We start from the raw sequence: 22,538 nt of genomic DNA, 5'->3' as shown, positions 1-22,538 counted from the left end.
CAGCGAGCCCGAAGGCGGACAAACGCGGGCAGCATCGCCAACCGATACTTTTTTAACGCAGGGCACTGCGGGTTAAAAAAGTATCGGTGAACGGTCAAGCCGCGGCTGGCAGGGCGCCGGTCATCCGGCGTAAGGTGCCGTCATGAGGCCAGACGAGATGCGACATGCCTGATCACCGAGCCCCCCTGTTCGAGCAGCGCCCGGCCGAGCTGGAGGTCATCCTGCCCGAGCCCGAGCACAGTTTTCGTTGGTACGAGCACGATTACCCGTACCCCCTGGCGCGCTGGAACCACCACCCCGAGTTCGAAATCCACCTGATTCGCCAGGGCAGCGGGAAGTTGTTGGCGGGCGACTACATCGGGCCTTTCGGTCCCGGCCATGTGGCGATGATCGGTCCCGGCTTGCCCCACGACTGGATGGCGGACCTGGCCCCCGACGAATACCTGGCGGGGCGCGATGTGGTCCTGCAGTTCGACGGTGCGGCGTGGCTGGCCTTGCGTCCGACCTTGCCCGAGCTGGCGCAGGTGCAGGGGCTGTTCGAGCGCGCCCGTCGTGGCCTGGCCTTCAGCGGCGACACCGCACGGCGTGCCGCGCAGTTGCTCGAAGCCATCGGCCCGGCCCGGGGGCTCAAGCGCCTGGCGCTGTTCCTCGAGTTGCTCGAAGCCCTGGGCCAGGCCCCTGACACCGACGTGCTGAGCCTGGCAAGCCCTTGCTATGCGCCGACCCTCGATGCCCGCAGCAGCGAGCGCATCCATCAGGCTTTCGAATACCTGCACGCCGAACTCACCGGTGACCTGCGCCTGTCAGAGATCGCCCGGCGGCTGAACATGAGCGAGCCCGGTTTCTCGCGCTTCTTCAAGCGCATCACCGGGCATGGTTTTGTCGACCTGATGCGCAAGCTGCGGGTCCAGCGTGCCTGCCGCTTGCTGTTGCACAGCGAATTGCCGGTGACCGAGATCTGTTTCGAGGTGGGGTATAACAACCTGTCCAATTTCAACCGGCACTTTCGCATCGAGATGAACCAGACACCCAGCGAATATCGCCGGCTGTTGGCTCAACGGGCCACGTGCGCCTGACCCACCGGCACGACACGGGCCATCACACTGATCGCGGCCACGGCGGCAATCAGCAGGCCGGGTGATGTCGCCAGCAGCACACCGGTGGTTCCCGCGCCGGCCGCCAGGATCTGCCCGGCGGCCAGGGGGCCCGCGACCGAGCCCAGGCGCCCGATGGCTACCGCTGCACCGACGCCCGTGGCGCGCACGGCCGTGGGGTAGGCGGGCGGCGCCAGTGCGTAGAGCACCAATTGCGCGGCCATGACAAACAGCCCGGCGGCGAATCCGGCGATGACCATCGGCACGATGCCCACCGATAGCCCGACCCCGGCCAGGGCACTGAGAAGCCCGGCGTAGACGAACAGCACCACCTTCAAACCATTGCAGCGGTCCAGCAACAGGCCGCCAATCAACGAACCCAGGGTGCCACCGATGTTGAACAGCATCTGGACCAGGCCCGCCTGGGGCTTGCTGAAGCCTTGTTCCAGCAGCAGCGACGGCAGCCAGTTGAGCAGCATGTACATGACCGTCAGCGTGAAGAAATAGCTCAGCCAGAGGGCCAGGGTGGTCCGGCCTCGACTTTCGCCGAACAGTGCCTGGCCGGTTGAAGCACGCGCGTCGCCACCGACCTCCCGGACCTGGCGAAAGGCGCTGGACTCGGGAAGCCACAACAGCATCAACGGCACCACCAGCAGCGGTGCCAGCCCGCCGATGAAAAACGTCATCTGCCAGTGCTCGCCAAACAACATGGCGACCACCGCCGCCAGCGCGCCGCCCAGCGGAACCCCGGCGTACATCACGCTGATTGCCGTGCCGCGACGCTGCTCACCCACGGCTTCGGCGCACAGGGCAATGAGGTTAGGCAGGGCGGCACCCAGGCCCAGGCCCGTCATGAAACGCACCAGCAGCAGGCTGGAGAACTGCTCGACGTAGGCCGTGCTGAGGGAGAACACGCCGAACAGCAGGACGGCGGCGATGAGGATTTTCTTGCGGCCAATGCGGTCGGCGATCCAGCCACCGAAGAACGCCCCGGGCAGCAAGCCGATAATGCCGGCACTGAAGACCCAGCCCATCATTTTCGGGTCGAGGGTGAACGTCTGCCGCAAGCCCGCGGCGGCGGTGCCGGCCGACTGCAAGTCAAACCCCTCGATCAGCGCAACGATGAAACACAAGGCAATGGTCAGCGTCGCACGACGTGTCGGCTGGTTCATGGCAAATCCTCTTATTGTTTTTGTCCTGGGGCACTGACCGAGAGCGGTCAGCGCAATTTAGATTAACAAAGCTAACTAAAAAATGAATGGATGAGAGGAAATCGCTGGAGCGGTAAAAATAAACAGTGAAATCATGAGGTTGAAAGGAATTTTTAGAGATTTTGCTGAATTGATTAATGATATTAACGTTCGATTATCGGACGGTTGAGTTGACGAAACCTTCACGGCCTTTCCATTCTCCTTGCCCAGAGCCCCGACCCGAAGGTGTCGAGGGTGATCAAAAACAACAACAATAAGTGGACATAGGACATGCCGAATCTTGCGCGGGCCGCCCTGGCGGCGGCCCCTGTTTCACCCTTCGTTCAACTGCTGGCCTGCCTGGGATTGAGCCTGGGTTCCAGCGCGGCGCTGGCAGAAGGATTCATCGATGACAGCCACGGCACCCTGACCCTGCGCAATTACTACATGGACCGCGACTACAAGGACGACGGCGCCAAGACCGCGGCCCGGGAATGGGCCCAGGCGGCGATCGTAAACATGGAGTCGGGATTTACGCCCGGCACGGTAGGGTTCGGCCTGGATGCCCGCGGCTTGCTCGGGATCAAGCTGGATTCGTCGCCGGACCGCAGCGGCACCGAGTTATTGCCGGTGTCCAGCAGTGACAAGCGTGCCGCCGATGAATATTCGCGCCTGGCCATCACCGGCAAGTTGCGCGTTGGCCAGACGACGGTGAAGACCGGCGATGTCTCGATCTTCCTGCCGTTCGCCTTTGCCAGTCCGTCACGCCTGTTGCCGCAGACGTTTCGTGGCACGACCCTCAGCAGCAAGGACATCGACGGCCTGACCTTGAACACCGGCTACATCGACCGCCTCAACCGACGCGATTCCACCGATTACCAACCCATGAGCATTGCCGCGCCCAACCGGCGCTTCAATGGCGCGGCGACGACGTCCCACATGGCCTATGTCGGCGGCGACTATCAAGTCGGCAAGAGCCTGAGCCTGCGCGCCTATCACGCCGAAGTGGCCGACCTATACCGTCAGGACACCCTGGCGCTGCTGCATGACCTGCCGTTGGGCGACGGGGTGTTGACCACCGATCTGCGCAGCTTCTTCAGCGGCGAGGACGGGGCTGCCAAGGCCGGCAAGGTCGATAACATCAATGTGTCGGCGCTGGTCGGCTATCGCCTGGGCGGGCATCGGTTGAGCCTGGGCTACATGCACGCCAGCGGCGACACGGCCACACCCTACGTGTCGGGCACCGAGTTGATGGGCTTGAGCGAGATGACCATGAGTTCGGATTTCCTCAATGCCAAGGAACGCACCTGGCAGGCGATCCATGACTATGACTTCGCCGCGGTCGGTGTGCCGGGCCTGAGGACAAGGCTACGTTATGTCCGGGGAGACCACATCGAGCTGGCGGCCCTCGGTGCCGAGGATCGCAAGGAGCGAGAGTTCCAGATGGAGTTGGGCTACGTGATCCAGAGTGGTCCGCTGAAGAACGTCGGGCTGCTGGCGCGCAAATCGATCTACCGCAATGACTTTCCGGGCACCGCGGCGTTTCGCGATGAGAACCAGACCCGCTTCCTGGTGACCTACAACGTGCCGATCTGGTGAAGCGTCGCCAGACCCGTGGCGAGGATGATCCTCTCGCCACAGGGCTGGGTGCGGGCCTTACTGCTGGTACACCTTCTTCAGCAACCGCAGCAATTGCTCCCGCTCATCGTCCGACAGCGCTGTCGTGGAGTCCAGGTCGCTCTGGGCGGCGATCTGCTGGAGTTCCTTGAGCAGGGTTTCCCCGCTCTTGCTCAGGAAAATCCCATAGGAACGCTTGTCCGGCTTGCAGCGCACGCGTACGGCCAGGGCCCGGCTTTCCAGTTTGTTCAGCAGCGGCACCACTTGCGGCGGTTCGATGGCCAGGGCCCTGGCCAGGTCAGCCTGCATCAGGCCGGGGTTCTGGTCGATGATCGCCAGGGCCGAGAACTGGGCGGGCCGCAGGTCGTGGACGGCCAGCCGACCGATCAGGTTCTGGAACAGTTTCAACTGGGCGCGACGCAGGGCGTAACCGATCAGGTCGTCCAGCGCAGTGTCCAGCGGCGCCTCGGCACCGGCGGCCACGGGCTCGGCGGTTTCGGCACGCTTGGAAGACTTGGCCATCGAAATGAGCATCCTTGGGATGAGTAATTAATAAGGCTATGCATTTTGCCGAGGTTGCGACGCCCTGGCTATGGGCGAGCGCGAATTCCTGATTTGCAGCTGCCTTCGCATCGCTGGAAAAACACAGGTAAATCGATTAATAGTTAATTGACATAACTAAATTTCAGGTTTAGTTTTTGCTCATCTTCAGCCAAAGAACAAGAGAGCCCGCATCATGAGCAACTACGAAGGTCGCTGGAAAACGGTCAAGGTCGAGATCGAAGAGGGCATCGCCTGGGTCACGCTCAACCGCCCGGAAAAACGCAACGCCATGAGCCCGACCCTCAATCGCGAGATGATCGACGTGCTCGAGACCCTGGAGCAGGACCCGGCCGCCGGCGTCCTGGTGTTGACCGGGGCAGGGGATGCCTGGACCGCCGGGATGGACCTCAAGGAATATTTCCGCGAAGTGGATGCCGGGCCGGAAATCCTCCAGGAAAAAATCCGCCGCGAGGCCTCCCAATGGCAGTGGAAACTGCTGCGCATGTACGCCAAGCCGACCATCGCCATGGTCAACGGCTGGTGCTTCGGCGGCGGTTTCAGCCCGCTGGTGGCGTGCGACCTGGCGATCTGTGCCAACGAAGCGACCTTCGGGCTTTCGGAAATCAACTGGGGCATCCCGCCCGGCAACCTGGTCAGCAAGGCCATGGCCGACACCGTGGGTCATCGCCAGTCGCTGTACTACATCATGACCGGCAAGACATTCGGCGGGCAGAAAGCCGCTGAAATGGGCCTGGTCAACGAAAGCGTGCCCCTGGCGCAACTGCGCGAAGTCACCGTGGAGCTGGCGCGCAACCTGCTGGAGAAAAACCCGGTGGTGCTGCGGGCGGCCAAGCATGGCTTCAAACGCTGCCGCGAGCTGACCTGGGAGCAGAACGAGGATTACCTGTACGCCAAGCTCGACCAGTCGCGCCTGCTGGACACCGAAGGCGGTCGCGAACAGGGCATGAAGCAGTTCCTGGACGACAAGACCATCAAGCCTGGCTTGCAAACCTATAAGCGCTGAGGCGACAGGCGATAGCGGGCCGCATCCCGCTGTTCGCCGCGTCGCCCCGGCGCTACTGTTACACCGCTGCGCTGCATTCCCGATAAAGACAATAAAGAGGAATCACCATGCTGGACGTGCCCCTGTTGATCGGCGGCCAGTCGTGCCCGGCCCGTGACGGTCGGACCTTCGAGCGCTGCAACCCGGTGACCGGTGACGTGGTCTCGCGCGTCGCCGCCGCCACCCTGGAAGATGCCGACGCCGCCGTGGCTGCGGCCCAAGCCGCGTTCCCCGCCTGGGCCGCGCTGGCGCCCAACGAGCGCCGCACGCGTTTGCTGCGCGCCGCCGAACAGTTGCAAGCCCGCAGCGGCGAGTTCATCGCCGCCGCCGGCGAAACCGGCGCCATGGCCAACTGGTACGGATTCAACGTACACCTGGCGGCCAACATGCTGCGCGAAGCGGCGTCGATGACCACCCAGATCAACGGCGAAATCATCCCTTCGGACGTGCCCGGCAGTTTTGCCATGGCCCTGCGCCAGCCCTGCGGCGTGGTGCTCGGCATTGCGCCGTGGAACGCCCCGGTGATTCTCGCCACTCGCGCCATCGCCATGCCCCTGGCCTGTGGCAACACCGTAGTGCTCAAGGCGTCCGAGATCAGCCCGGCGGTGCACCGGCTGATCGGCCAGGTCCTTCAGGACGCCGGCCTGGGCGACGGGGTGGTCAACGTGATCTGCAACGCGCCAGCCGATGCGCCGGCGATTGTCGAGCGGCTGATCGCCAATCCGGCCGTGCGCCGCGTCAATTTCACCGGATCGACCCACGTCGGGCGAATTGTCGGTGAACTGTCGGCGCGGCACCTCAAGCCGGCCTTGCTCGAACTGGGCGGCAAGGCACCGTTGCTGGTGCTGGACGACGCCGACCTGGATGCGGCGGTAGAGGCGGCCGCCTTCGGGGCGTACTTCAACCAGGGACAGATCTGCATGTCCACCGAGCGGCTGATTGTCGACACCAGTGTCGCCGATGCCTTTGTCGAGCGCTTGAGCGCGAAGATCGCCACGTTGCGCGCCGGTGACCCGGCAAACGGTGATTCGGTGCTGGGCTCGCTGGTGGATGCCAGTGCCGGCCAGCGCATCAAGGGGTTGATCGACGATGCCTTGGGCAAGGGCGCGAAGCTGGTGGCGGGCGGGCAGTTGGACGGCAGCATCCTGCAGCCGACCTTGCTCGACAACGTCACCGCCGACATGCGCTTGTACCGCGAGGAGTCTTTCGGGCCAGTGGCCGTGCTGCTGCGCGGTGACGGCGACGAAGCCCTGCTGCGCCTGGCCAATGACTCCGAGTTCGGCTTGTCGGCGGCAATCTTCAGCCGTGATACCACCCGTGCCCTGGCCTTGGCCCAGCGTGTCGAATCGGGCATCTGCCACATCAACGGCCCGACCGTGCACGACGAAGCGCAGATGCCTTTCGGCGGGGTCAAGTCCAGTGGCTATGGCAGCTTTGGCGGCAAGGCATCCATCGAGCATTTCACCCAGTTGCGCTGGGTGACCTTGCAGAATGGCGCCCGGCATTACCCGATCTGAAACCCGTCGCATCGTCGGCGGCCCAGCGCCGCCGCGATGCAGGCCAATAATAATGACAAGGCCGCAGCCAGACGCTGCCACGCTCCGCTCGTTTCATGCGAGCCGACCGTGCCTTGGTGGAGGAAATGTACGTGAGTTCCGAGTTCAGATCGTCCTCCCGGACGCCGGCCGGGCGTTATCGCCAGGTGTCGATCGGTCATCCCGCCGTAGAAGTCAGGGAAGAGCACGGCATCTTGCACATGCGTTCCCTGGAACCCTTGGCGCCTTTGCCGGCGCGTTTGCTCGATCGCCTGGTGCACTGGGCCGAAGTCCGCCCGCAGCACACCTTCATCGCCGCCCGCGACGGGGGAGGTGACTGGCGCCGGGTCAGCTACGCGCAGATGCTCGACAGTGTCCGCGCCATCGCCGAAAGCCTGCTGGGCTTTGGTTTGTCGGCGGAAAAACCCTTGGCGCTGCTGTCGGGCAACGACATCGAACACCTGCAAATGGCCCTGGGCGCGATGTACGCCGGGATCCCGTATTGCCCGGTGTCGCCGGCCTATTCGCTGCTGTCCCAGGACTTCGCCAAGCTGCGTCACGTCTGCGACTTGCTGCAGCCCGGGCTGGTGTTTGTCAGCGACACGGCGCCTTTCGAGCGAGCGATCAATGCCGTGCTGCCGGCCAACGTACCCTTGATCAGCGTGCGTGGCGAGCTGCCGGGCCGCGCTATGACGCGCTTCTCCAGCCTGCTGGCCCAGCCTGGCGGCGAGGCGGCGGAGCGGGCGTTCGCCGCCACGGGGCCGGACAGCATCGCCAAGTTCCTGTTCACGTCAGGCTCGACCAAGTTGCCCAAAGCCGTGATCACCACCCAGCGCATGCTCTGTGCCAACCAGCAGATGCTGCTACAGACCTTCCCGGTGTTTGGCGAGGCGCCGCCGGTGCTGGTGGACTGGTTGCCGTGGAACCACACGTTCGGTGGCAGCCACAACGTCGGCATCGTGCTCTACAACGGTGGCACGTTTTACCTGGATGACGGCAAACCCACGGCCCAGGGCTTCGCCGAGACCTTGCGCAACCTCAAGGAGATTTCGCCCACGGCCTACCTGACGGTCCCCAAGGGCTGGGAAGAATTGGTCAGCGCTCTGGAGCAGGACGGCGAACTGCGCGAGCGTTTCTTCAAGCGCATCAGCTTGTTTTTCTTTGCCGCCGCCGGCCTGTCCCAAGGCACCTGGGACCGCCTCGACAAGGTCGCCGAGGCCCATTGCGGCGAACGCATCCGCATGATGGCAGGGCTGGGCATGACCGAGGCGGCGCCGTCCTGCACCTTCACTACCGGGCCGCTGTCGATGGCCGGCTACATCGGCCTGCCGGCCCCGGGCTGCGAGGTGCGGCTGGTACCGGTGGACGGCAAGTTCGAAGGCCGGTTTCGCGGACCGCACATCATGCCGGGCTACTGGCGCTCACCGCAGCAGACCGCGGAAGTCTTCGACGAGCAAGGGTTCTATTGCTCCGGTGACGCGATCAAGCTGGCCGACCCGAGCAATCCGCAATTGGGGCTGATGTTCGACGGGCGGATCGCCGAGGACTTCAAGTTGTCGTCCGGGGTGTTCGTCAGCGTCGGGCCACTGCGCAATCGCGCCGTGCTGGAAGGCACGCCTTATGTCCTGGACCTGGTGGTCACCGCGCCTGATCGCGAATGCCTGGGCGCGTTGGTGTTTCCACGACTCCCCGAGTGCCGTCGCCTGTCGGGGCTGGGCGCCGATGCCACTGATGCCCAGGTGCTGGCCAGCTCGGCGGTGCGCCAATGGTTCACTGAATGGTTGCAGCGCCTGAATCATCAGGCCAGCGGTAACGCCAGCCGTGTGGAATGGATTGCCCTGCTCGATGAGCCGGCTTCCATCGACCGTGGTGAAGTCACCGACAAGGGTTCGCTCAACCAGCGTGCGGTGTTGCAGTGGCGGGCGGAGAAAGTCGAGGCGTTGTATCGGGGCGAGGATGCGTCGATCCTGCGGGCGGGCTAGCGGGTGCAAGTTGTACCGGGAGCCCGCTCCCACAAAGTTTAGCGTCGAGTCTCAATCCCAAGCAGCCCGCCATCCTCATTGTGGGAGCGAGCTTGCTCGCGAAAGCGGCGCGTCAGTCAGCGATGAACTTGACCGTGCTACCGCCTTCGCGGGCAAGCCCGCTCCCACAAGGGGTGGCTTACCGCCGTCCCAGCAGCAAGCCCACCACCAGCCCGAACCCGGCGGAGATCGCCACGGTCTGCCACGGGTGGCCGCCGATGTAGGTTTCAGTGGCGTCGACCATCGGGCGGGTTCGCTCCCGCGCGCTGGCGAGGGAATCCAGGGCTTGTTGCAGTTTCTGGGAGATCTGGCCGCGCAGGTTCTCCGCGTCTTCGCCGACCAGTGCGGCGCTGTTCTTGAGCAACTTCTCCGACTCTTCGATCAACGCCTTCAGCTCGCTGAAGGCCTGGTCCTTGATTTGCTCCCCGTTTGCTTGCACGGTGCTTCTACGCGCCATGGTGTATCTCCTTGTAAATGATGGCAGTGAACTATGGAGTGCTGCGCGGGCTTAAAAGTTGCGACGGGGCTGCTCGCAACCGGTCATTCCCAAAAGCGGGTTAAGGCTGTTCGCCGCAAGGTGTAAGATGTCGCCTATTTACGCAACAGGTAATTCCCATGAGCTTCAATCTGGCTGACAAGCCCCTGGCCGAGCGCGCCGCCCTGGAAGACGAAAAATCCCGACTCTTTGAACTGTGGCAAAACAACCTGGGCAAGGCCAAGGGTGATGCGGCGCGGCTGTTCGGCGAGCGTTCCAAGCGCAAGGGCAAGTGGGCCGAGTGGGTGCGCGCCGAACTGGACGGCATGTCGCCGCCGGAATACGCCAACATGGTGCGCAGTGAAGTCAACCGGCTGATGGCGGCCAACAAGTAAGTCCTACGCGAAGGCGGCGACAATCGCCTCGCGAACCTTGATCACGGCCGGGTCCATCTGCAATTGGGTTCGCCAGCCGAGTTCGATGGGGTAGCGAGGCAGCGCCAGGGGGCAGGGCAGCAACGCAAGGCCGCCGAGGGCCGCGATGGCCTGGGCGGCATGGGTCGGAATGGTCGCCACGGCCTGGCTGCCCTTGAGCAGGAAAGGCAGCGCGGCGAAATGGGTGGTCGAGGCAGACACCCGTCGACTCAAGCCGAGCCCGGCCAACCCTTCATCGGTGATGCCGATAAAACCACCGGAAGACACCAACAAATGCTCGCGGGCCACGAACGCCTCCAGGCTGAGGGTCGGCGAGGCTTGCGCCAGGCTGGCCGGGTCGACCAGGCAAGCGTAGTCGCCTTCCCCCAGCACCTGGCGGCTGAGCAGCCGCAGGGCGAAACCGCCGGCCGTGATCGCCAGGTCGAGGTGACGCTCCATCAGCGCCAGGCCAACGATCTGGCTGTGGGTCTGGCGAAAAATCAGGCGCAGGCCCGGTGCACGCTGCGCCACTTCTTCTACCAGGCGCCGTCCGTAGGCGATCTCGAAGTCGTCGGACAGCCCGACGATGACCGAGCGCCCCTGATAATGGTTGGCGTGCGGGTCCACCATCGCCAGGCTTTGGCGGCATTTGTTCAAGGCTTCGCTGATCACCGGCTTCAACTGGTTGGCTCGCAACGTCGGTGCCAGGCCCCGACCGGTGCGCACGAACAGTTGATCGTCATACAGGCTACGCAGCCTGCGCAATGCGGCGCTGATGGCCGACTGGGTCACCCCCAGGCGCAGGGCGGCACGGCTGGCGCTGGACTCGTCATGCAGCGCTTCGAAGGTCTTGAGCAGATTGAGGTCGATGTCGGCGATATTCATAAGGCTCATATCATTTAGCAGCGGTTGGGGCTTTATTCATGATCGGTCGACGCCGGAAAATCAGCAACACTTGTTGATGACGGAGTTGAACACCATGCCCAAATCCATTGTGGCGGCCCTGCAAATCGGTTCATTGCCTGGCGGCAAGGGCGACACCCTGGCCCAGATCCTTTCTTATGAAGACGCCATCCGCGAGGCGGGGGCGCGCCTGGTGGTGATGCCCGAAGCCCTGCTGGGTGGCTACCCCAAGGGCGAAGGTTTCGGCACTCAACTGGGGTATCGCCTGCCGGAAGGACGCGAAGCGTTTGCCCGCTATTTCGCCAATGCCATCGACGTGCCCGGGGTCGAAACCGAAGCCCTGGCCGGATTGTCGGCACGCACGGGCGCCAGCCTGGTGCTGGGCGTGATCGAGCGCTGCGCCAGTACCTTGTACTGCACCGCGCTGTACTTCGAACCCGAGGCGGGCCTGGTGGCCCGGCATCGCAAGCTGATGCCGACGGGAACCGAACGGTTGATCTGGGGCAAGGGCGACGGCTCGACCCTGCCGGTGATCGACAGCCAGGTCGGTCGCGTGGGCGCGGCGGTGTGCTGGGAAAACATGATGCCGCTGCTGCGCACCGCGATGTATGCCAAAGGCGTGGACGTCTGGTGTGCGCCAACGGTGGATGAGCGCGAGATGTGGCAAGTGACCTTGCGCCACATTGCCCACGAGGGGCGCTGTTTCGTGGTCAGTGCCTGCCAGGTTCAGGCCTCGCCGCAAGCGTTGGGCATCGAGGTTGCGAACTGGCCTGCCGAACGCCCGTTGATCGCGGGCGGTAGCATGATCGTTGGGCCCATGGGCGATGTGCTGGCCGGGCCTTTGAAGGACTGCGCCGGGTTGCTCACCGCTGAAATCGATACCGATGAGCTGGTGCGCGCGCGGTACGACTACGACGTGGTCGGCCATTACGCCCGGCCCGACATCTTCGAACTGGTGGTGGATGAACGGGCCAAGCCGGGTGTGCGTTTCATCCAATGATTCACCAGGTGGCCGTGGAACCGCGTAAGTCGAGGGTGCCACGGTCGACGAAGCGCCGGGTGCCGAACACTCCGCCGGCGAGTTTGCCCCTGAGCACGTAAGGCAGGTTATCCAGGCTTTGGGTCTGGCTCAGGCCGAGGGTCTGGCGCAGTACGGAAAACGCCGAGATGCTCACCGGGATGCTCAGTATCGTTTCGGAAAACCGGGGGAGGGAGCCGGTCTGGTCGCTGACCCCCGAGGCCAGGGGACGACCGTTGACTTCCAGGTCCAGCGCCACGCCGTTGTAGTCCAGGGTGGTGTCGTTGGGGTTCTGCACGCGCAGCTTCACGGCAAAACGCATTTCCAGATCCTGGCTGGGCAGCGGCTCAATGCCGACCACGTTGATCGTCAGTGGGTCGCGCTGCGGGAACAGGGCGCAGGCGCTCAGGCTGAGCAACATCAGTAGCAGGGACAGGCCGAACAATCTGCGCATGGTCAACTCTCGCAATGGACATCAGGGGGGGCTGGCAGTCATCAGGCTACCGCAATTATCGGCAACCGGCGCCTGGCCATGAAAAGGCTGGCTCCTGACATTTTCTGACACCCGTCTCTGCTAATCTGCGGCAATTATTTCCCTGTGGATCGCCCATCGTGTCGCGTACTACCCGGCTGCTCACTTTGCTGCAAGTCTTGCGGGGCAAGCGTTGCCCGGTTACCGCCGCGACATTGGCTGTCGAGCTGAACGTGTCCGAGCGTACCTTGTACCGTGACATCGCTGAGCTGACGGCCCTCGGTGCGCCGATCCAGGGTGAGGCGGGCATTGGCTATGTCTTGCGCAGTGGGCTGTTCCTGCCGCCACTGATGTTCACCGCCGATGAGATCGAAGCCATCGTGCTGGGCTTGCGCTACGTGGACCAGCGTGGCGACGACGTGCTGGGCAAGGCTGCCGCCGACGCGTTGGCGAAGGTGGAGGCGGTGCTTGCCCCGGACGTTCGTGACGCCTTGCGCAATCCCACGGTGCTGCCCGGGCCGCCGGGTTATGGCTACCCGCAGAACACCGTGCAGTTGAATGTCTATCGCCAGGCCATTCGCACCCAGGCCAAGCTGCACATCGATTACGCCGACGTGAACAAGACCCCCAGCCAGCGGTTGATCTGGCCGCTGGCCCTGGGCTTTTTCAACGAGGCGCGGGTAGTGGTGGCCTGGTGCGAATTGCGAGGGGCCTACCGTACCTTCCGCACCGACCGGATTGCCTCGGCCGCCGAGCAGGGCGAGCGCTACCCCGGGCGGCGCAGCGACCTGTTGCGCGCCTGGTTCGCACTGATGCAACTGGACGAAAACGGGCGCTTCACTCCTGACAAAAACTGACACAGCAGTGTTCTAGCATGGCGCCAGATCGATAAAACAAGGAGCCCTGCCATGTCCAACCCCGTCTCTTCCCTGGCCCCGGCCATCGCCGGTTATATTGCCGCCGCCAACGCCCGTGACAGCTCGGCGGTGACGCGTTTCTTCGCCGAAAACGCCAGCGTGTTCGATGAAGGCCACCACCGCCTCGGTGCCCAGGCCATCGCCCAATGGATGGAAGACACCGCCCAGCGCTACCAGCCACGGGTGCAAGTGCTCAATGTGCAGCAACGTACCGGCAAGGTGCTGGTGCAGAACCTGATCTCCGGCACCTTTCCCGGCAGCCCGCTGGAGTTGCGCTACACCTTCCGGCTCGACGAACAGGGCAAGATCAGCCGGCTGGATATCTCGGTCTAGTGTTTCTGTCGCTCTGAAGTGAACGCTGTTGTGGCGAGGGGATTTATCCCCGATCGGTTGCGCAGCAACCGCAAAAAGACAGGGCCGCTACGCGCCCCAACGGGGATAAATCCCCTCGCCACAGGTTTTTCGATGCCTTCACATGGCATACTCCCGGTCCTTCTTCCCCCGGACCTGGGCCGCATGACTGACTCCCCCCTGAGTGCCTGGCAGCACGCCATCGAACACCACGGCTTCGTCCAGGACGAGGCCCAGGAACTGGCGATCATGGCCCTGGAACAATGCCACAAGGCATTGGGCGAAGGCCGCAAGTCGATCAAGGGCGTTTACCTGTGGGGGCCGGTGGGCCGTGGCAAGACCTGGCTGATGGACCGCTTCTACGAGAGCCTCAAGGTGCCGGCGCGCCGCCAGCACTTCCATCACTTCATGGCCTGGGTGCACCAGCGCTCCTTCCAACTGACCGGCACTCCGGACCCTTTGCAGGCCTTGGCCCGGGAGCTGAGTGCCGAGGTGCGGGTGCTGTGCTTCGACGAATTGTTCGTCACCGACATCGGCGACGCCATCATCCTCGGACGGCTGTTCCAGGTGATGTTCGAACAAGGCATGGTGATCGTCAGTACGTCCAACCTGCCGCCCGAAGAACTCTATGCCAACGGCCACAACCGTGAACGCTTCCTGCCGACCATCAGCGCGATCAAGCAATACATGCAAGTGGTGCCGGTGAACGGGTGGCAGGACCATCGCCAACACCCGGGCACGGTGCAGCAACGCTACTGGGTACGCGACTGCGGGCAACCCGACCCGTTTGCCGCGGTCTTTGACCAGTTGGCGGGTGGGCAAACGCTCGCCAGCAGGCCGATTGAGGTCGGCCATCGCCAGCTCGAGCCTGTCCGGGCTGGCGATACGGTGCTCTGGAGCCGCTACGCCGATCTTTGTGAGCAACCGTTCTCGGCGCTGGATTTCATGGCCTTGTGTGACCGTTTCAGCGTCATCCTGCTCGGCGATGTGCCTTGCCTGAGCGCCGAACAGCGCGAAGGGCGCATTGCCCGTGGTACCGAGGATGGGGTCGAGCGGGTGGAGGCCGGCGACCGTGAACTGCCGCAATTGTCAGTCCATGACGATGGCGTGCGGCGTTTCATTGCCCTGGTCGACGAGTGCTACGACCGCAAGGTGCCGCTGTACCTGTGCGCCGAGGTGCCGATGGAAGACTTGTACACCGAAGGTTATCTGCAATTCCCGTTTCGCCGCACGCTCAGTCGGCTCCAGGAAATGCAGATGCAACGTTTTGGTCAACCCGCCTGACCGGGCCCTCGCCGTCGGCCCCACGCCGTCGGTACTACCGATGTGAAATGGAAATGGTCATGGCAGAAGCCAGGGGCATTCTGCCGTTTTCGATCATTTCTGGACGATTTCAGCCACAGGCGCCTTGGGTTTGATCAGGCTGAAATCGATCAGGCCCTTGTGCTGGCTTTCATACGGGTTGCCGATCATCAGTGGTCGCGCTTTGAACTGGTCGCTGACCAGGCTCTTGCTGTGATCCAGCTCGTCGAAGCTCAGGCCCGCCAGGTCTGCCCAGGTGTGGATCAGGTGCGAGCTGCTGTAGGGCCGCGACAGGTCGCCGGCAAAGCTCCAGTCATGGCTTTCGCGCCACTTGGGCGAAGCCCAGGCCATGAACGGGATGGTGTACATCGGCGCGGTCGGCTTGGCTTCGTTGCGGCCCAGGGTGTCATGGCCCTGGGAGTCGAAGACGTCTTCACCGTGGTCCGAGAGGTACAGCAGGAAGCCGTTGGGATCGCTCTTGGCGTAGTCCTTTATCAGGCTGGAAACCACGAAGTCGTTGTACAGCACCGCGTTGTCGTAGCTGTTGTAGGTGGGCAGTTGGTCGTCACGCACACCTGCCGGCACGCCCTGGCGGTCGGTGAACTTATCGAACGTCGGCGGATAGCGGTACTGGTAGCTCATGTGGGTGCCCAGCAGATGCACCACGATCAACTTGCGCGGGGCACTGTCGGCCAGGGCCTTGTTGAAGGGCTCGATCACGTCGCCGTCGTACTGGGCGGCGTTCTGGTTGCGGTTGTTGTTGAGGTACACCTGCTCATCGGCCTGCTGTGAGAAGGTCGTGAGCATGGTGTTGCGCTTGGTCATGGTCTGCTGGTTGGTGATCCAGAAGGTCTTGTAGCCGGCCTGCTTCATCATGCTCACCAGCGAAGGCGTGCTCAGGTACAGCTCCGGATTTTCCTCGTCGGCGAAGGTCAGCACCTGCTGCAGCGCTTCGATGGTGTAGGGGCGCGGGGTGATCACGTTGTCGAACACCGCGAGCTGGTCCTTGAGCTTGTCCAGTTCCGGCGTGGTTTCGCGCGGGTAGCCATAGAGGCTCATGCGTTGACGGTTGGTCGACTCACCGATCACCAGCACCAGGGTCGCCGGCTGGTCGGCCATGGCGTCCTTGAGGTGATTCAGCGGCGCGATCTTGCTGGCGCTGTGCAACATGCCTTGCATGTTTTCCAGTTGTTCGCCGTAGCGTCGGTAGGCCACGACCATCTGCCAAGGCACGGCGGGCTCGATGCGGTCTTCGAATTTTTCCAGGCCACCGGCGAAGCTGCCGGTGCGCTGGGTCTGCTTGATCAATGGATAGCCGACCACGGCGACCACGATGGCCGCCGCCGCGACAATGGCCTGCCCACGCGGCAGGTAGACCGGGCGCAGGCGGGTCCAGAGCAGATAGCCCACGACGGTGTGGGCGAGGAACGCCGGCACCATCCACCAGGCAAAATACTGCGTCATGTATTCGCCGGCTTCCGCCACGTTCGACTCGAACATGATGAAGATGACGCTCTGGGAAAATTCCTGCTGGTAAATGAAGAAATACCCCAGGCTCGCCATGGAACAGGCCCACAGCACGATCCCGATCAGGGCCGCGAGCAGGCGGGTGCGGGCGGGGAAAAGCAGCATGGGCGCCAGCCACAGGGCACTCATCACGAATGCCTGGCGAAACCCGGTGAAGCCGGACGTGTCGCTGAGCAGAATGAGCAGTTGGGTTATGCCCGAAAAATACCAGAAGAACAGGAACAGCCAGCCAAGCCCGGCCCAGTCAAAACCTTTCGCAGTCGTTGTGCTGCGTTTGAACAAACTCATCAAGCGCTCCAGCCTGTTATCGACGCGCCTGGCGGTACCGGATTGGTGACCGCAGGCACACGCCGAGCAACCCTAAAGGTCGGCAGTATCGCGAGCCGCTTGTGAAAACTTCGTGAGTTTTTTGGTTACAAAATGCTGACTTAGGTGCGCAAGGGGACGCCTTCCTGTGAAGACGGGCCTGCTCGCGAAGGTGTTGGTTCAGCCGCCATTGAGTTTCACGCAAACGCGGTTTCCGCGGGCCGGCTCGCTCCCACGGTGGCGGGTATCGGGAAAGGGGATGAGGATCAGGCTTGTGGGAGCAGGCTCCCACAAGGTGGCTTCACAAAGCCCTGCCACACGAGGGAGGGCTGTTTTTCATGGGAAGGACACCGGGTTGCCCAATGTCCCTTCCTGATGCCGTGCCTCTGGGACGCTTACCGCGCCACAGCCTGGTTCTGGTGGGACAGCTGTGCGTGCTGCAACTGCATGCGCAACTGCGTCACTTCATCTAGCAGCAGATCACGCTCTTCCTTGAGAAGGCGCAATTCATCGCGACGAATGGTCACATAAAGGGTTTGGGGAGGACGTGCGGTAACGACTGGGCCCATTGCTCACCTCGCAAATGGCGTACATCAACTATAGAGACGTCGCCAGCATTTTGGTCGACACCTCTACTATCGGCGCCGATTCTGATTTCTTTTGCTTGTGATTGGAACTTTTTTATTTTTCATGGTCGCTGTGTCTTTGGCCGGGATTGGAGCGTTATCCCTTGTGATCGCTCAAATTACCCGGAAACTATGCAGCAATGCTCTGGACTAACCCCCAACTGTCTTTTGAGCTAAACCTTTGACTTACCTTTATTTGTAGTAGGGAGCATCAGCACATGCAACTCGGGATTATTGGACTGGGCCGCATGGGCGGCAATATTGCGCGGCGCCTGATGCTCAATGGGCACACCACCGTGGTCTACGACCGCAACGCTGCGTTCGTCGAAAATCTCAGCCAGGAAGGCGCCACTGGCGTCGCGGACCTGCCAGCGCTGGTGGCCGCCCTTGAGGCGCCAAGGGCGGTCTGGGTCATGCTGCCGGCCGGTGCGCCGACCGAAGACACCATCACCGTGCTCAGCGGCCTGCTGGAGCCGGGCGACGTGATCATCGACGGCGGTAACACGTACTACAAGGACGACATCCGCCGGGCCCACGCCCTGCTGGAGAAGGGCCTGAACTACATCGACGTCGGCACCTCCGGCGGCGTGTGGGGCCTGGAGCGCGGCTACTGCATGATGATCGGCGGTGACGCCGAAGTGGTGAAGCGCCTGGACCCGCTGTTCGACAGCCTGGCGCCGGGCATGGGCAATATCCCACGGACTCGCGACCGCAAGTCCGACGACGACCGTGCCGAACGCGGCTACATCCACGCGGGCCCCGCGGGCGCCGGGCATTTCGTCAAGATGATCCACAACGGCATCGAGTACGGCATGATGCAGGCCTTCGCCGAAGGGTTTGACATCCTCAAGACCAAATCCAGCGAAAGCCTGCCACCAGAGCAGCGTTTCGACTTGAACGTCGCCGATATCGCCGAGGTCTGGCGTCGCGGCAGCGTGGTGTCGTCCTGGTTGCTGGACCTGACCGCCGACGCCCTGGCCAGCGATCCGAAACTCGATGGCTTCTCCGGCGAGGTCGCCGACAGCGGCGAAGGGCGCTGGACCATCGAGGCCGCCATCGAGCAGGCGGTGCCGGTGCCGGTGCTCTCCAGCTCGTTGTTCGCCCGTTTCCGCTCGCGCCAGCAGAGCACCTATGGCGACAAGATGCTCTCGGCCATGCGCTTCGGCTTTGGCGGCCACGTGGAGACACCGAAAAAATGACCGCGATCGGCAGCAAATCCAAGGCAGAACCTGCACCGCCGACCACGTTGTTCCTGTTCGGCGCCCATGGCGATCTGGTCAAGCGCCTGCTGATGCCGGCGCTGTACCACTTGAGTCGTGACGGCCTGCTGGGAGATGGGCTGCGGATCGTTGGAGTTGACCATAACGCCATCAGCGATGCGGACTTCGCCAGCAAGCTGGAGGCGTTCATTCGCAGCGAAGCGGCGAGCAAAGGCGGCGACGCCGAACACGCGCTCGACCCGCAGCGCTGGGCCAGCCTGGCGCAAGGCATCAGCTACGTGCAGGGTGACTTTCTCGATGACAGCACCTATGACGCGCTGGCGGCGAAAATCGCCGCCAGCGGCACCGGCAACGCGGTCTTCTACCTGGCGACCGCGCCGCGCTTCTTCAGCGAGGTGGTCAGCCGCCTCGGTGCGGCCGGGCTGCTTCAGGAGCAGCCGGATGCGTTCCGGCGCGTGGTGATCGAAAAGCCGTTCGGCTCCGACCTGCGCACCGCTGAATCGCTGAATGCCTGCCTGCTCAAGGTCATGAGCGAAAAACAGATCTACCGGATCGACCATTACCTGGGCAAGGAAACGGTGCAGAACATTCTGGTCAGCCGTTTCTCCAACAGCCTGTTCGAGGCGTTCTGGAACAACCACTACATCGACCACGTCCAGATCACCGCGGCCGAAACCGTCGGCGTGGAAACCCGTGGCAGTTTCTATGAACGCACCGGCGCCCTGCGGGACATGGTGCCCAACCACCTGTTCCAACTGCTGGCGATGGTGGCCATGGAGCCGCCGGCGGCCTTCGGCGCGGATGCGGTGCGGGGCGAGAAGGCCAAGGTCGTGGGTGCGATCCGGCCGTGGTCGGTGGAGCAGGCCCGCGCCAACTCGGTGCGCGGCCAGTACACCGCCGGTGAACTGGGCGGTAAGGCGGTCAACGGCTATCGCGAAGAAGCCAACGTGGCGGCCGACAGCACCACCGAAACCTACGTCGCCCTCAAGGTGATGATCGATAACTGGCGTTGGGTGGGCGTGCCGTTCTACCTGCGCACCGGCAAGCGCATGAGCGTGCGTGACACGGAAATCGTCATTTGCTTCAAGCCGGCGCCTTATGCGCAGTTTCGCGACACCGACGTCGACGAATTGCAACCTACGTACCTGAGAATCCAGATTCAGCCCAACGAAGGCATGTGGTTCGACCTGTTGGCCAAGCGGCCCGGCCCGGCCCTCGACATGGCAAACATAGAATTGGGCTTTGCCTACAAGGACTTCTTCGAAATGCAGCCGTCCACGGGTTACGAAACCCTGATCTACGATTGCCTGACGGGCGATCAAACGCTGTTCCAGCGTGCCGACAATATTGAAAATGGTTGGCGCGCGGTGCAGCCGTTCCTCGACGCCTGGCAGCAGGACGCGACGTTCCAGCCGTACAAGGCCGGGGAAGACGGGCCGGCCGCGGCCGATGACCTGCTGACACGCGATGGTCGCGTCTGGCACGGCCTCGGATGAGCGAGCCGTTGAAACGCCCCATCCGCTTCCTGCTCAGTGACATGGACGGCACTCTGTTGCTGCCCGACCACAGCCTCAACCAACGTACCATCGAAGCCGTGCGTTCTTTGCGCGAGGCCGGCGTGTTGTTCAGCCTCGCCACCGGTCGGCCGCCCCGGGCGATGCTGCAATACATCGAGGCCCTGGGTGTCGACCTGCCCACCGCGGCGTTCAATGGCGGCACGCTGGTGCATCCGGACGGCAGTTTCCTCGCGGTGCACTACCTGCCGCCCGAGGTAGCGCGGACCACCCTGGCGTTGTACGCCGATCAGCCTGGCATTGAGGCCTGGGTATTTGCCGACGGCGATTGGCTGGTGCGCGATGCCCACGGGCCGATGGTCCCGGTGGAAACCCGCGGCCTGGGCTATCCGCCGGTGCAGGTCGAGAGCTTCGAGCCTTACCTGGAACGCATCGACAAGATCGTCGCCACCAGCGCCAACACTGATTTGCTGGTGGAGCTGGAGGCGCGCCTGCACCCGCTGCTCAACGGCCAGGCCCAGGTGTCGCGTTCGCAGCCGATCTACCTGGACGTCACGGCGCTCAAGGCCAACAAGGGTGAAGCGTTGGCGACACTGGCCGATTTCCTCGGCGTGCCGCTGGAGCAGACCGCCGCCATGGGCGATGGAGGCAACGACCCGGCGATGTTCCATCGTGCAGGCTTGTCGATTGCCATGGGGCAAGCGGAAGAAGCGATCCGGCGCCAGGCCGATGTCGTCACCGCCGCCAACACCGAAGACGGTGCGGCCTTGGCAATCGAACGCTACATCCTGCCCCGATAACCCCAAGCACACTTGTGCGAGCTTGCTCGCGAAAAGGGTGGGGCAGTCGATGAAGGTGTCGACTGGCCCACCGCCTTCGCGGGCAAGCCCGCTCCCACAGTCTTTCTTCAGTTACAGCCAGTAGGTCACTGCATACCAACCCAGCCCGCCCATTACCACGGTATAGGGCAGTGCCATCCAGACCATGCGGCCATAGGACAGGCGAATCAGCGGGGCAATCGCCGAGGTCAGCAGGAACAGGAACGCGGCCTGGCCGTTGGGGGTGGCGACGCTGGGCAGGTTGGTGCCGGTGTTGATGGCCACCGCCAGGGTTTCGAACTGTTCGCGGCTCATGTGGCCAGATATGAAGGCCTGCTTCACTTCGGTGATGTAGATGGTTGCGACGAACACGTTGTCGCTGATGGCCGATAGCAGGCCGTTGGCGATGAACAGCATGCCCGGTTGCTGGTCGGCGGGCAGGGCCAGCACCCATTGGATCAAGGGCGTGAACAGTTGCTGGTCATGAATGACCGCCACCACCGCAAAAAACACCACCAGCAGTGCAGTGAACGGCATGGCGTCCTTGAATGCATTGCCAAGGCGGTGCTCGTCGGTGATGCCGGTGAACGCAGTGATCAGCACGATCACCATCAGGCCGATCAGGCCGACTTCAGCGATGTGCAGCGCCAGTCCTACGATCAGGATCAGCGCGGCGATGCCCTGGACGATCAGCGCCGCCCTTTGGCGTGAGGTGCGCTCGCGGTTGTCCTGCTCGGCGTAGTCGGCCAGCACCGCCCGCACGTTATCCGGCAGCAATGTGCCGTAGCCGAACCGGCGCAGCTTTTCCAGCGCCACGCAGGTCACCAGCCCGGCAACCAGCACCGGCAGCGAGACCGGCGCGACCTTCACGAAAAACTCGACAAAATGCCAACCCATCTCATGGCCGATCAACAGGTTCTGCGGCTCGCCCACCAGGGTGCAGACGCCGCCCAGCGCGGTGCCGACGGCGCCATGCATCAGCAGGCTGCGCAAGAAGGCCCGGAACTGCTCGAGGTCTTCGTGGTGCAAGGTAGGCAGGGCGTGGTCTTCATCGACGCTGCTGTCCTGGCGCGGATCGTTGCCCGAGGCCACGCGGTGATACACCGAATAAAAGCCCACCGCGGCGCTGATGATCACAGCGGTGACGGTCAGGGCATCGAGAAAGGCCGACAGGAACGCCGAGAGAAAGCAGAACATCAGCGCCAGCAGCGCCTTGGAACGCACGCCCAGGAGCAGGCGTGAGAACAGGAACAGCAGCAGGTCTTTCATGAAATAGATGCCGGCCACCATGAACATCAGCAGCAGGATGACCGGAAAGTTGTGCAGCAGTTCGTCGTACAGCGCCTTGGGCGTGGTCATGCCCAGCAGCAGGGCCTCGACCAGCAGCAGGCCACCGGGCATCAGCGGGTAGCACTTGAGGGCCATGGCGAGGGTGAAGATGAATTCCACCACCAACATCCAGCCGGCAACGACCGGGCCCAGCGTCCACAGCACCACGGCGTTGAGAATCAGGAAGGTGATGATGCACGCCTTGTACCAGCGTGGGGAATGCCCCAGAAAATTGTGCGCGAAAGCCTGAGCCATTGGACCGGACATCGGCTGCTCCTTTTAAT

Annotated in this window: 21 protein-coding genes; 13 read left to right on the top strand and 8 right to left on the bottom strand. The window is 63.2% G+C overall.

Annotation, left to right across the window (positions count from 1 at the left end; all coding sequences use genetic code 11):
* Positions 1-164 precede the first annotated feature (164 nt).
* The gene (locus V5F23_RS14790) at positions 165-1,076 is read left to right on the top strand and encodes an AraC family transcriptional regulator (protein WP_042732980.1); all 912 of its coding nucleotides are present in this window, start codon (positions 165-167) and stop codon (positions 1,074-1,076) included.
* Here the strand turns inward: V5F23_RS14790 and mhpT are convergent.
* Complete coding sequence (mhpT, locus tag V5F23_RS14785; RefSeq protein ID WP_338495456.1) at positions 1,055-2,266, bottom strand: 3-(3-hydroxy-phenyl)propionate transporter MhpT; 1,212 nt, start codon at positions 2,264-2,266, stop codon at positions 1,055-1,057. The two genes, V5F23_RS14790 and mhpT, sit on opposite strands and share 22 nt — an antisense overlap.
* A 309-nt stretch (positions 2,267-2,575) precedes the next feature.
* Between mhpT and V5F23_RS14780 the strand changes: the two genes are divergently transcribed.
* Entirely contained in the window at positions 2,576-3,883 is a 1,308-nt protein-coding gene (locus tag V5F23_RS14780; RefSeq protein ID WP_338495455.1) for an OprD family porin, read from the top strand.
* A 57-nt stretch (positions 3,884-3,940) separates the two neighbouring features.
* Here the strand turns inward: V5F23_RS14780 and V5F23_RS14775 are convergent, their stop codons facing one another.
* Positions 3,941-4,423 carry a MarR family transcriptional regulator gene (locus tag V5F23_RS14775; RefSeq protein ID WP_338495454.1) on the bottom strand — a complete coding sequence of 161 codons (483 nt, stop codon included), beginning with the start codon at positions 4,421-4,423 and terminating at the stop codon, positions 3,941-3,943.
* Between the two features lie 214 nt (positions 4,424-4,637).
* Here V5F23_RS14775 and V5F23_RS14770 point away from each other — a divergent pair, with 214 nt between their 5' ends.
* The 3 genes from V5F23_RS14770 (at position 4,638) to V5F23_RS14760 (ending at position 9,024) form a co-directional block, all read left to right on the top strand.
* Positions 4,638-5,468, top strand: coding sequence for a p-hydroxycinnamoyl CoA hydratase/lyase (locus V5F23_RS14770; RefSeq protein WP_042732035.1), 831 nt, complete (start codon positions 4,638-4,640; stop codon positions 5,466-5,468).
* Between the two features lie 107 nt (positions 5,469-5,575).
* Positions 5,576-7,024 (top strand): aldehyde dehydrogenase, encoded by a 1,449-nt coding sequence (locus tag V5F23_RS14765; protein WP_042732034.1) that lies wholly within the window; start codon positions 5,576-5,578, stop codon positions 7,022-7,024.
* 131 nt (positions 7,025-7,155) lie between these two features.
* Positions 7,156-9,024 carry a feruloyl-CoA synthase gene (locus V5F23_RS14760; protein WP_338495453.1) on the top strand — a complete coding sequence of 623 codons (1,869 nt, stop codon included), beginning with the start codon at positions 7,156-7,158 and terminating at the stop codon, positions 9,022-9,024.
* A gap of 178 nt (positions 9,025-9,202) precedes the next feature.
* Here the strand turns inward: V5F23_RS14760 and V5F23_RS14755 are convergent, their stop codons facing one another.
* Positions 9,203-9,520 carry a DUF883 family protein gene (locus tag V5F23_RS14755; protein ID WP_042732611.1) on the bottom strand — a complete coding sequence of 106 codons (318 nt, stop codon included), beginning with the start codon at positions 9,518-9,520 and terminating at the stop codon, positions 9,203-9,205.
* Positions 9,521-9,678: 158 nt separating this feature from the next.
* Here V5F23_RS14755 and V5F23_RS14750 point away from each other — a divergent pair, with 158 nt between their 5' ends.
* On the top strand, positions 9,679-9,933 hold the full coding sequence (locus V5F23_RS14750; protein ID WP_003181187.1) for a hypothetical protein: 255 nt from the start codon (positions 9,679-9,681) through the stop codon (positions 9,931-9,933).
* A 3-nt stretch (positions 9,934-9,936) separates the two neighbouring features.
* Here V5F23_RS14750 and V5F23_RS14745 read toward each other — a convergent pair whose 3' ends face one another.
* Positions 9,937-10,845: a LysR substrate-binding domain-containing protein gene (locus tag V5F23_RS14745; protein WP_338495452.1), complete on the bottom strand. Its 909-nt coding sequence runs from the start codon at positions 10,843-10,845 to the stop codon at positions 9,937-9,939.
* An 85-nt stretch (positions 10,846-10,930) separates the two neighbouring features.
* Between V5F23_RS14745 and V5F23_RS14740 the strand changes: the two genes are divergently transcribed.
* Positions 10,931-11,854: a carbon-nitrogen hydrolase family protein gene (locus V5F23_RS14740; protein ID WP_042732616.1), complete on the top strand. Its 924-nt coding sequence runs from the start codon at positions 10,931-10,933 to the stop codon at positions 11,852-11,854.
* Between the two features lies 1 nt (position 11,855).
* On the opposite strand, the gene V5F23_RS14735 is transcribed toward V5F23_RS14740, so the two are convergent.
* Complete coding sequence (locus V5F23_RS14735; protein ID WP_042732613.1) at positions 11,856-12,326, bottom strand: LEA type 2 family protein; 471 nt, start codon at positions 12,324-12,326, stop codon at positions 11,856-11,858.
* Between the two features lie 158 nt (positions 12,327-12,484).
* On the opposite strand from V5F23_RS14735, the gene V5F23_RS14730 reads away from it, so the two are divergent.
* The 3 genes from V5F23_RS14730 to zapE all read left to right on the top strand — a co-directional run bounded on the left by V5F23_RS14730 (position 12,485) and on the right by zapE (position 14,896).
* The gene (locus V5F23_RS14730) at positions 12,485-13,201 is read left to right on the top strand and encodes a YafY family protein (RefSeq protein WP_042732614.1); all 717 of its coding nucleotides are present in this window, start codon (positions 12,485-12,487) and stop codon (positions 13,199-13,201) included.
* Positions 13,202-13,252: 51 nt separating this feature from the next.
* Positions 13,253-13,594, top strand: coding sequence for a nuclear transport factor 2 family protein (locus tag V5F23_RS14725; protein ID WP_042732615.1), 342 nt, complete (start codon positions 13,253-13,255; stop codon positions 13,592-13,594).
* Positions 13,595-13,777: 183 nt separating this feature from the next.
* A complete protein-coding gene (gene zapE, locus V5F23_RS14720) occupies positions 13,778-14,896 on the top strand; it encodes a cell division protein ZapE (protein WP_338495450.1) in 1,119 nt (372 codons plus the stop codon).
* A gap of 93 nt (positions 14,897-14,989) precedes the next feature.
* On the opposite strand, the gene V5F23_RS14715 is transcribed toward zapE, so the two are convergent.
* Together V5F23_RS14715 and V5F23_RS14710 are read right to left on the bottom strand one after the other, a co-directional pair.
* Complete coding sequence (locus tag V5F23_RS14715) at positions 14,990-16,729, bottom strand: phosphoethanolamine transferase CptA (protein ID WP_042730459.1); 1,740 nt, start codon at positions 16,727-16,729, stop codon at positions 14,990-14,992.
* Between the two features lie 413 nt (positions 16,730-17,142).
* Positions 17,143-17,316, bottom strand: a complete 174-nt coding sequence (locus V5F23_RS14710; protein ID WP_172679699.1) for a DUF6026 family protein — start codon at positions 17,314-17,316, stop codon at positions 17,143-17,145.
* Positions 17,317-17,591: 275 nt separating this feature from the next.
* Between V5F23_RS14710 and gnd the strand changes: the two genes are divergently transcribed.
* The 3 genes from gnd to V5F23_RS14695 are packed head-to-tail and all read left to right on the top strand — an operon-like array spanning position 17,592 to position 20,907.
* Entirely contained in the window at positions 17,592-18,572 is a 981-nt protein-coding gene (gene gnd, locus V5F23_RS14705) for a phosphogluconate dehydrogenase (NAD(+)-dependent, decarboxylating) (RefSeq protein ID WP_042730460.1), read from the top strand.
* Complete coding sequence (gene zwf / locus V5F23_RS14700) at positions 18,569-20,089, top strand: glucose-6-phosphate dehydrogenase (RefSeq protein ID WP_042730461.1); 1,521 nt, start codon at positions 18,569-18,571, stop codon at positions 20,087-20,089. Before gnd ends, zwf begins: the two co-directional genes overlap by 4 nt.
* Positions 20,086-20,907, top strand: a complete 822-nt coding sequence (locus V5F23_RS14695; RefSeq protein WP_123579098.1) for a Cof-type HAD-IIB family hydrolase — start codon at positions 20,086-20,088, stop codon at positions 20,905-20,907. The genes zwf and V5F23_RS14695 overlap by 4 nt, the downstream gene beginning before the upstream one ends.
* A gap of 111 nt (positions 20,908-21,018) precedes the next feature.
* Here V5F23_RS14695 and nhaB read toward each other — a convergent pair whose 3' ends face one another.
* Positions 21,019-22,521, bottom strand: coding sequence for a sodium/proton antiporter NhaB (gene nhaB, locus V5F23_RS14690; RefSeq protein ID WP_212802608.1), 1,503 nt, complete (start codon positions 22,519-22,521; stop codon positions 21,019-21,021).
* Positions 22,522-22,538 lie beyond the last annotated feature (17 nt).

Origin of the sequence: Pseudomonas sp. WP18 (assembly GCF_036689585.1) — a bacterium.
Lineage (GTDB): Bacteria > Pseudomonadota > Gammaproteobacteria > Pseudomonadales > Pseudomonadaceae > Aquipseudomonas > Aquipseudomonas chlororaphis_E.
Note: the sequence above shows the minus strand (reverse complement) of the source record. Positions and strands in the feature narration are given on the sequence as shown.

Coding starts and splice junctions, on each gene's coding strand:
- V5F23_RS14715 (WP_042730459.1), bottom strand. CDS start 16,729: ATGAGTTTGTTCAAACGCAGCACAACGACTGCGAAAGGTTTTGACTGG.
- V5F23_RS14735 (WP_042732613.1), bottom strand. CDS start 12,326: ATGCGCAGATTGTTCGGCCTGTCCCTGCTACTGATGTTGCTCAGCCTG.
- V5F23_RS14770 (WP_042732035.1), top strand. CDS start 4,638: ATGAGCAACTACGAAGGTCGCTGGAAAACGGTCAAGGTCGAGATCGAA.
- V5F23_RS14790 (WP_042732980.1), top strand. CDS start 165: ATGCCTGATCACCGAGCCCCCCTGTTCGAGCAGCGCCCGGCCGAGCTG.
- zwf (WP_042730461.1), top strand. CDS start 18,569: ATGACCGCGATCGGCAGCAAATCCAAGGCAGAACCTGCACCGCCGACC.
- V5F23_RS14740 (WP_042732616.1), top strand. CDS start 10,931: ATGCCCAAATCCATTGTGGCGGCCCTGCAAATCGGTTCATTGCCTGGC.
- V5F23_RS14725 (WP_042732615.1), top strand. CDS start 13,253: ATGTCCAACCCCGTCTCTTCCCTGGCCCCGGCCATCGCCGGTTATATT.
- V5F23_RS14745 (WP_338495452.1), bottom strand. CDS start 10,845: ATGAGCCTTATGAATATCGCCGACATCGACCTCAATCTGCTCAAGACC.
- gnd (WP_042730460.1), top strand. CDS start 17,592: ATGCAACTCGGGATTATTGGACTGGGCCGCATGGGCGGCAATATTGCG.
- V5F23_RS14695 (WP_123579098.1), top strand. CDS start 20,086: ATGAGCGAGCCGTTGAAACGCCCCATCCGCTTCCTGCTCAGTGACATG.
- V5F23_RS14780 (WP_338495455.1), top strand. CDS start 2,576: ATGCCGAATCTTGCGCGGGCCGCCCTGGCGGCGGCCCCTGTTTCACCC.
- V5F23_RS14710 (WP_172679699.1), bottom strand. CDS start 17,316: ATGGGCCCAGTCGTTACCGCACGTCCTCCCCAAACCCTTTATGTGACC.
- V5F23_RS14755 (WP_042732611.1), bottom strand. CDS start 9,520: ATGGCGCGTAGAAGCACCGTGCAAGCAAACGGGGAGCAAATCAAGGAC.
- zapE (WP_338495450.1), top strand. CDS start 13,778: ATGACTGACTCCCCCCTGAGTGCCTGGCAGCACGCCATCGAACACCAC.
- V5F23_RS14765 (WP_042732034.1), top strand. CDS start 5,576: ATGCTGGACGTGCCCCTGTTGATCGGCGGCCAGTCGTGCCCGGCCCGT.
- V5F23_RS14775 (WP_338495454.1), bottom strand. CDS start 4,423: ATGGCCAAGTCTTCCAAGCGTGCCGAAACCGCCGAGCCCGTGGCCGCC.
- nhaB (WP_212802608.1), bottom strand. CDS start 22,521: ATGTCCGGTCCAATGGCTCAGGCTTTCGCGCACAATTTTCTGGGGCAT.
- V5F23_RS14750 (WP_003181187.1), top strand. CDS start 9,679: ATGAGCTTCAATCTGGCTGACAAGCCCCTGGCCGAGCGCGCCGCCCTG.
- mhpT (WP_338495456.1), bottom strand. CDS start 2,266: ATGAACCAGCCGACACGTCGTGCGACGCTGACCATTGCCTTGTGTTTC.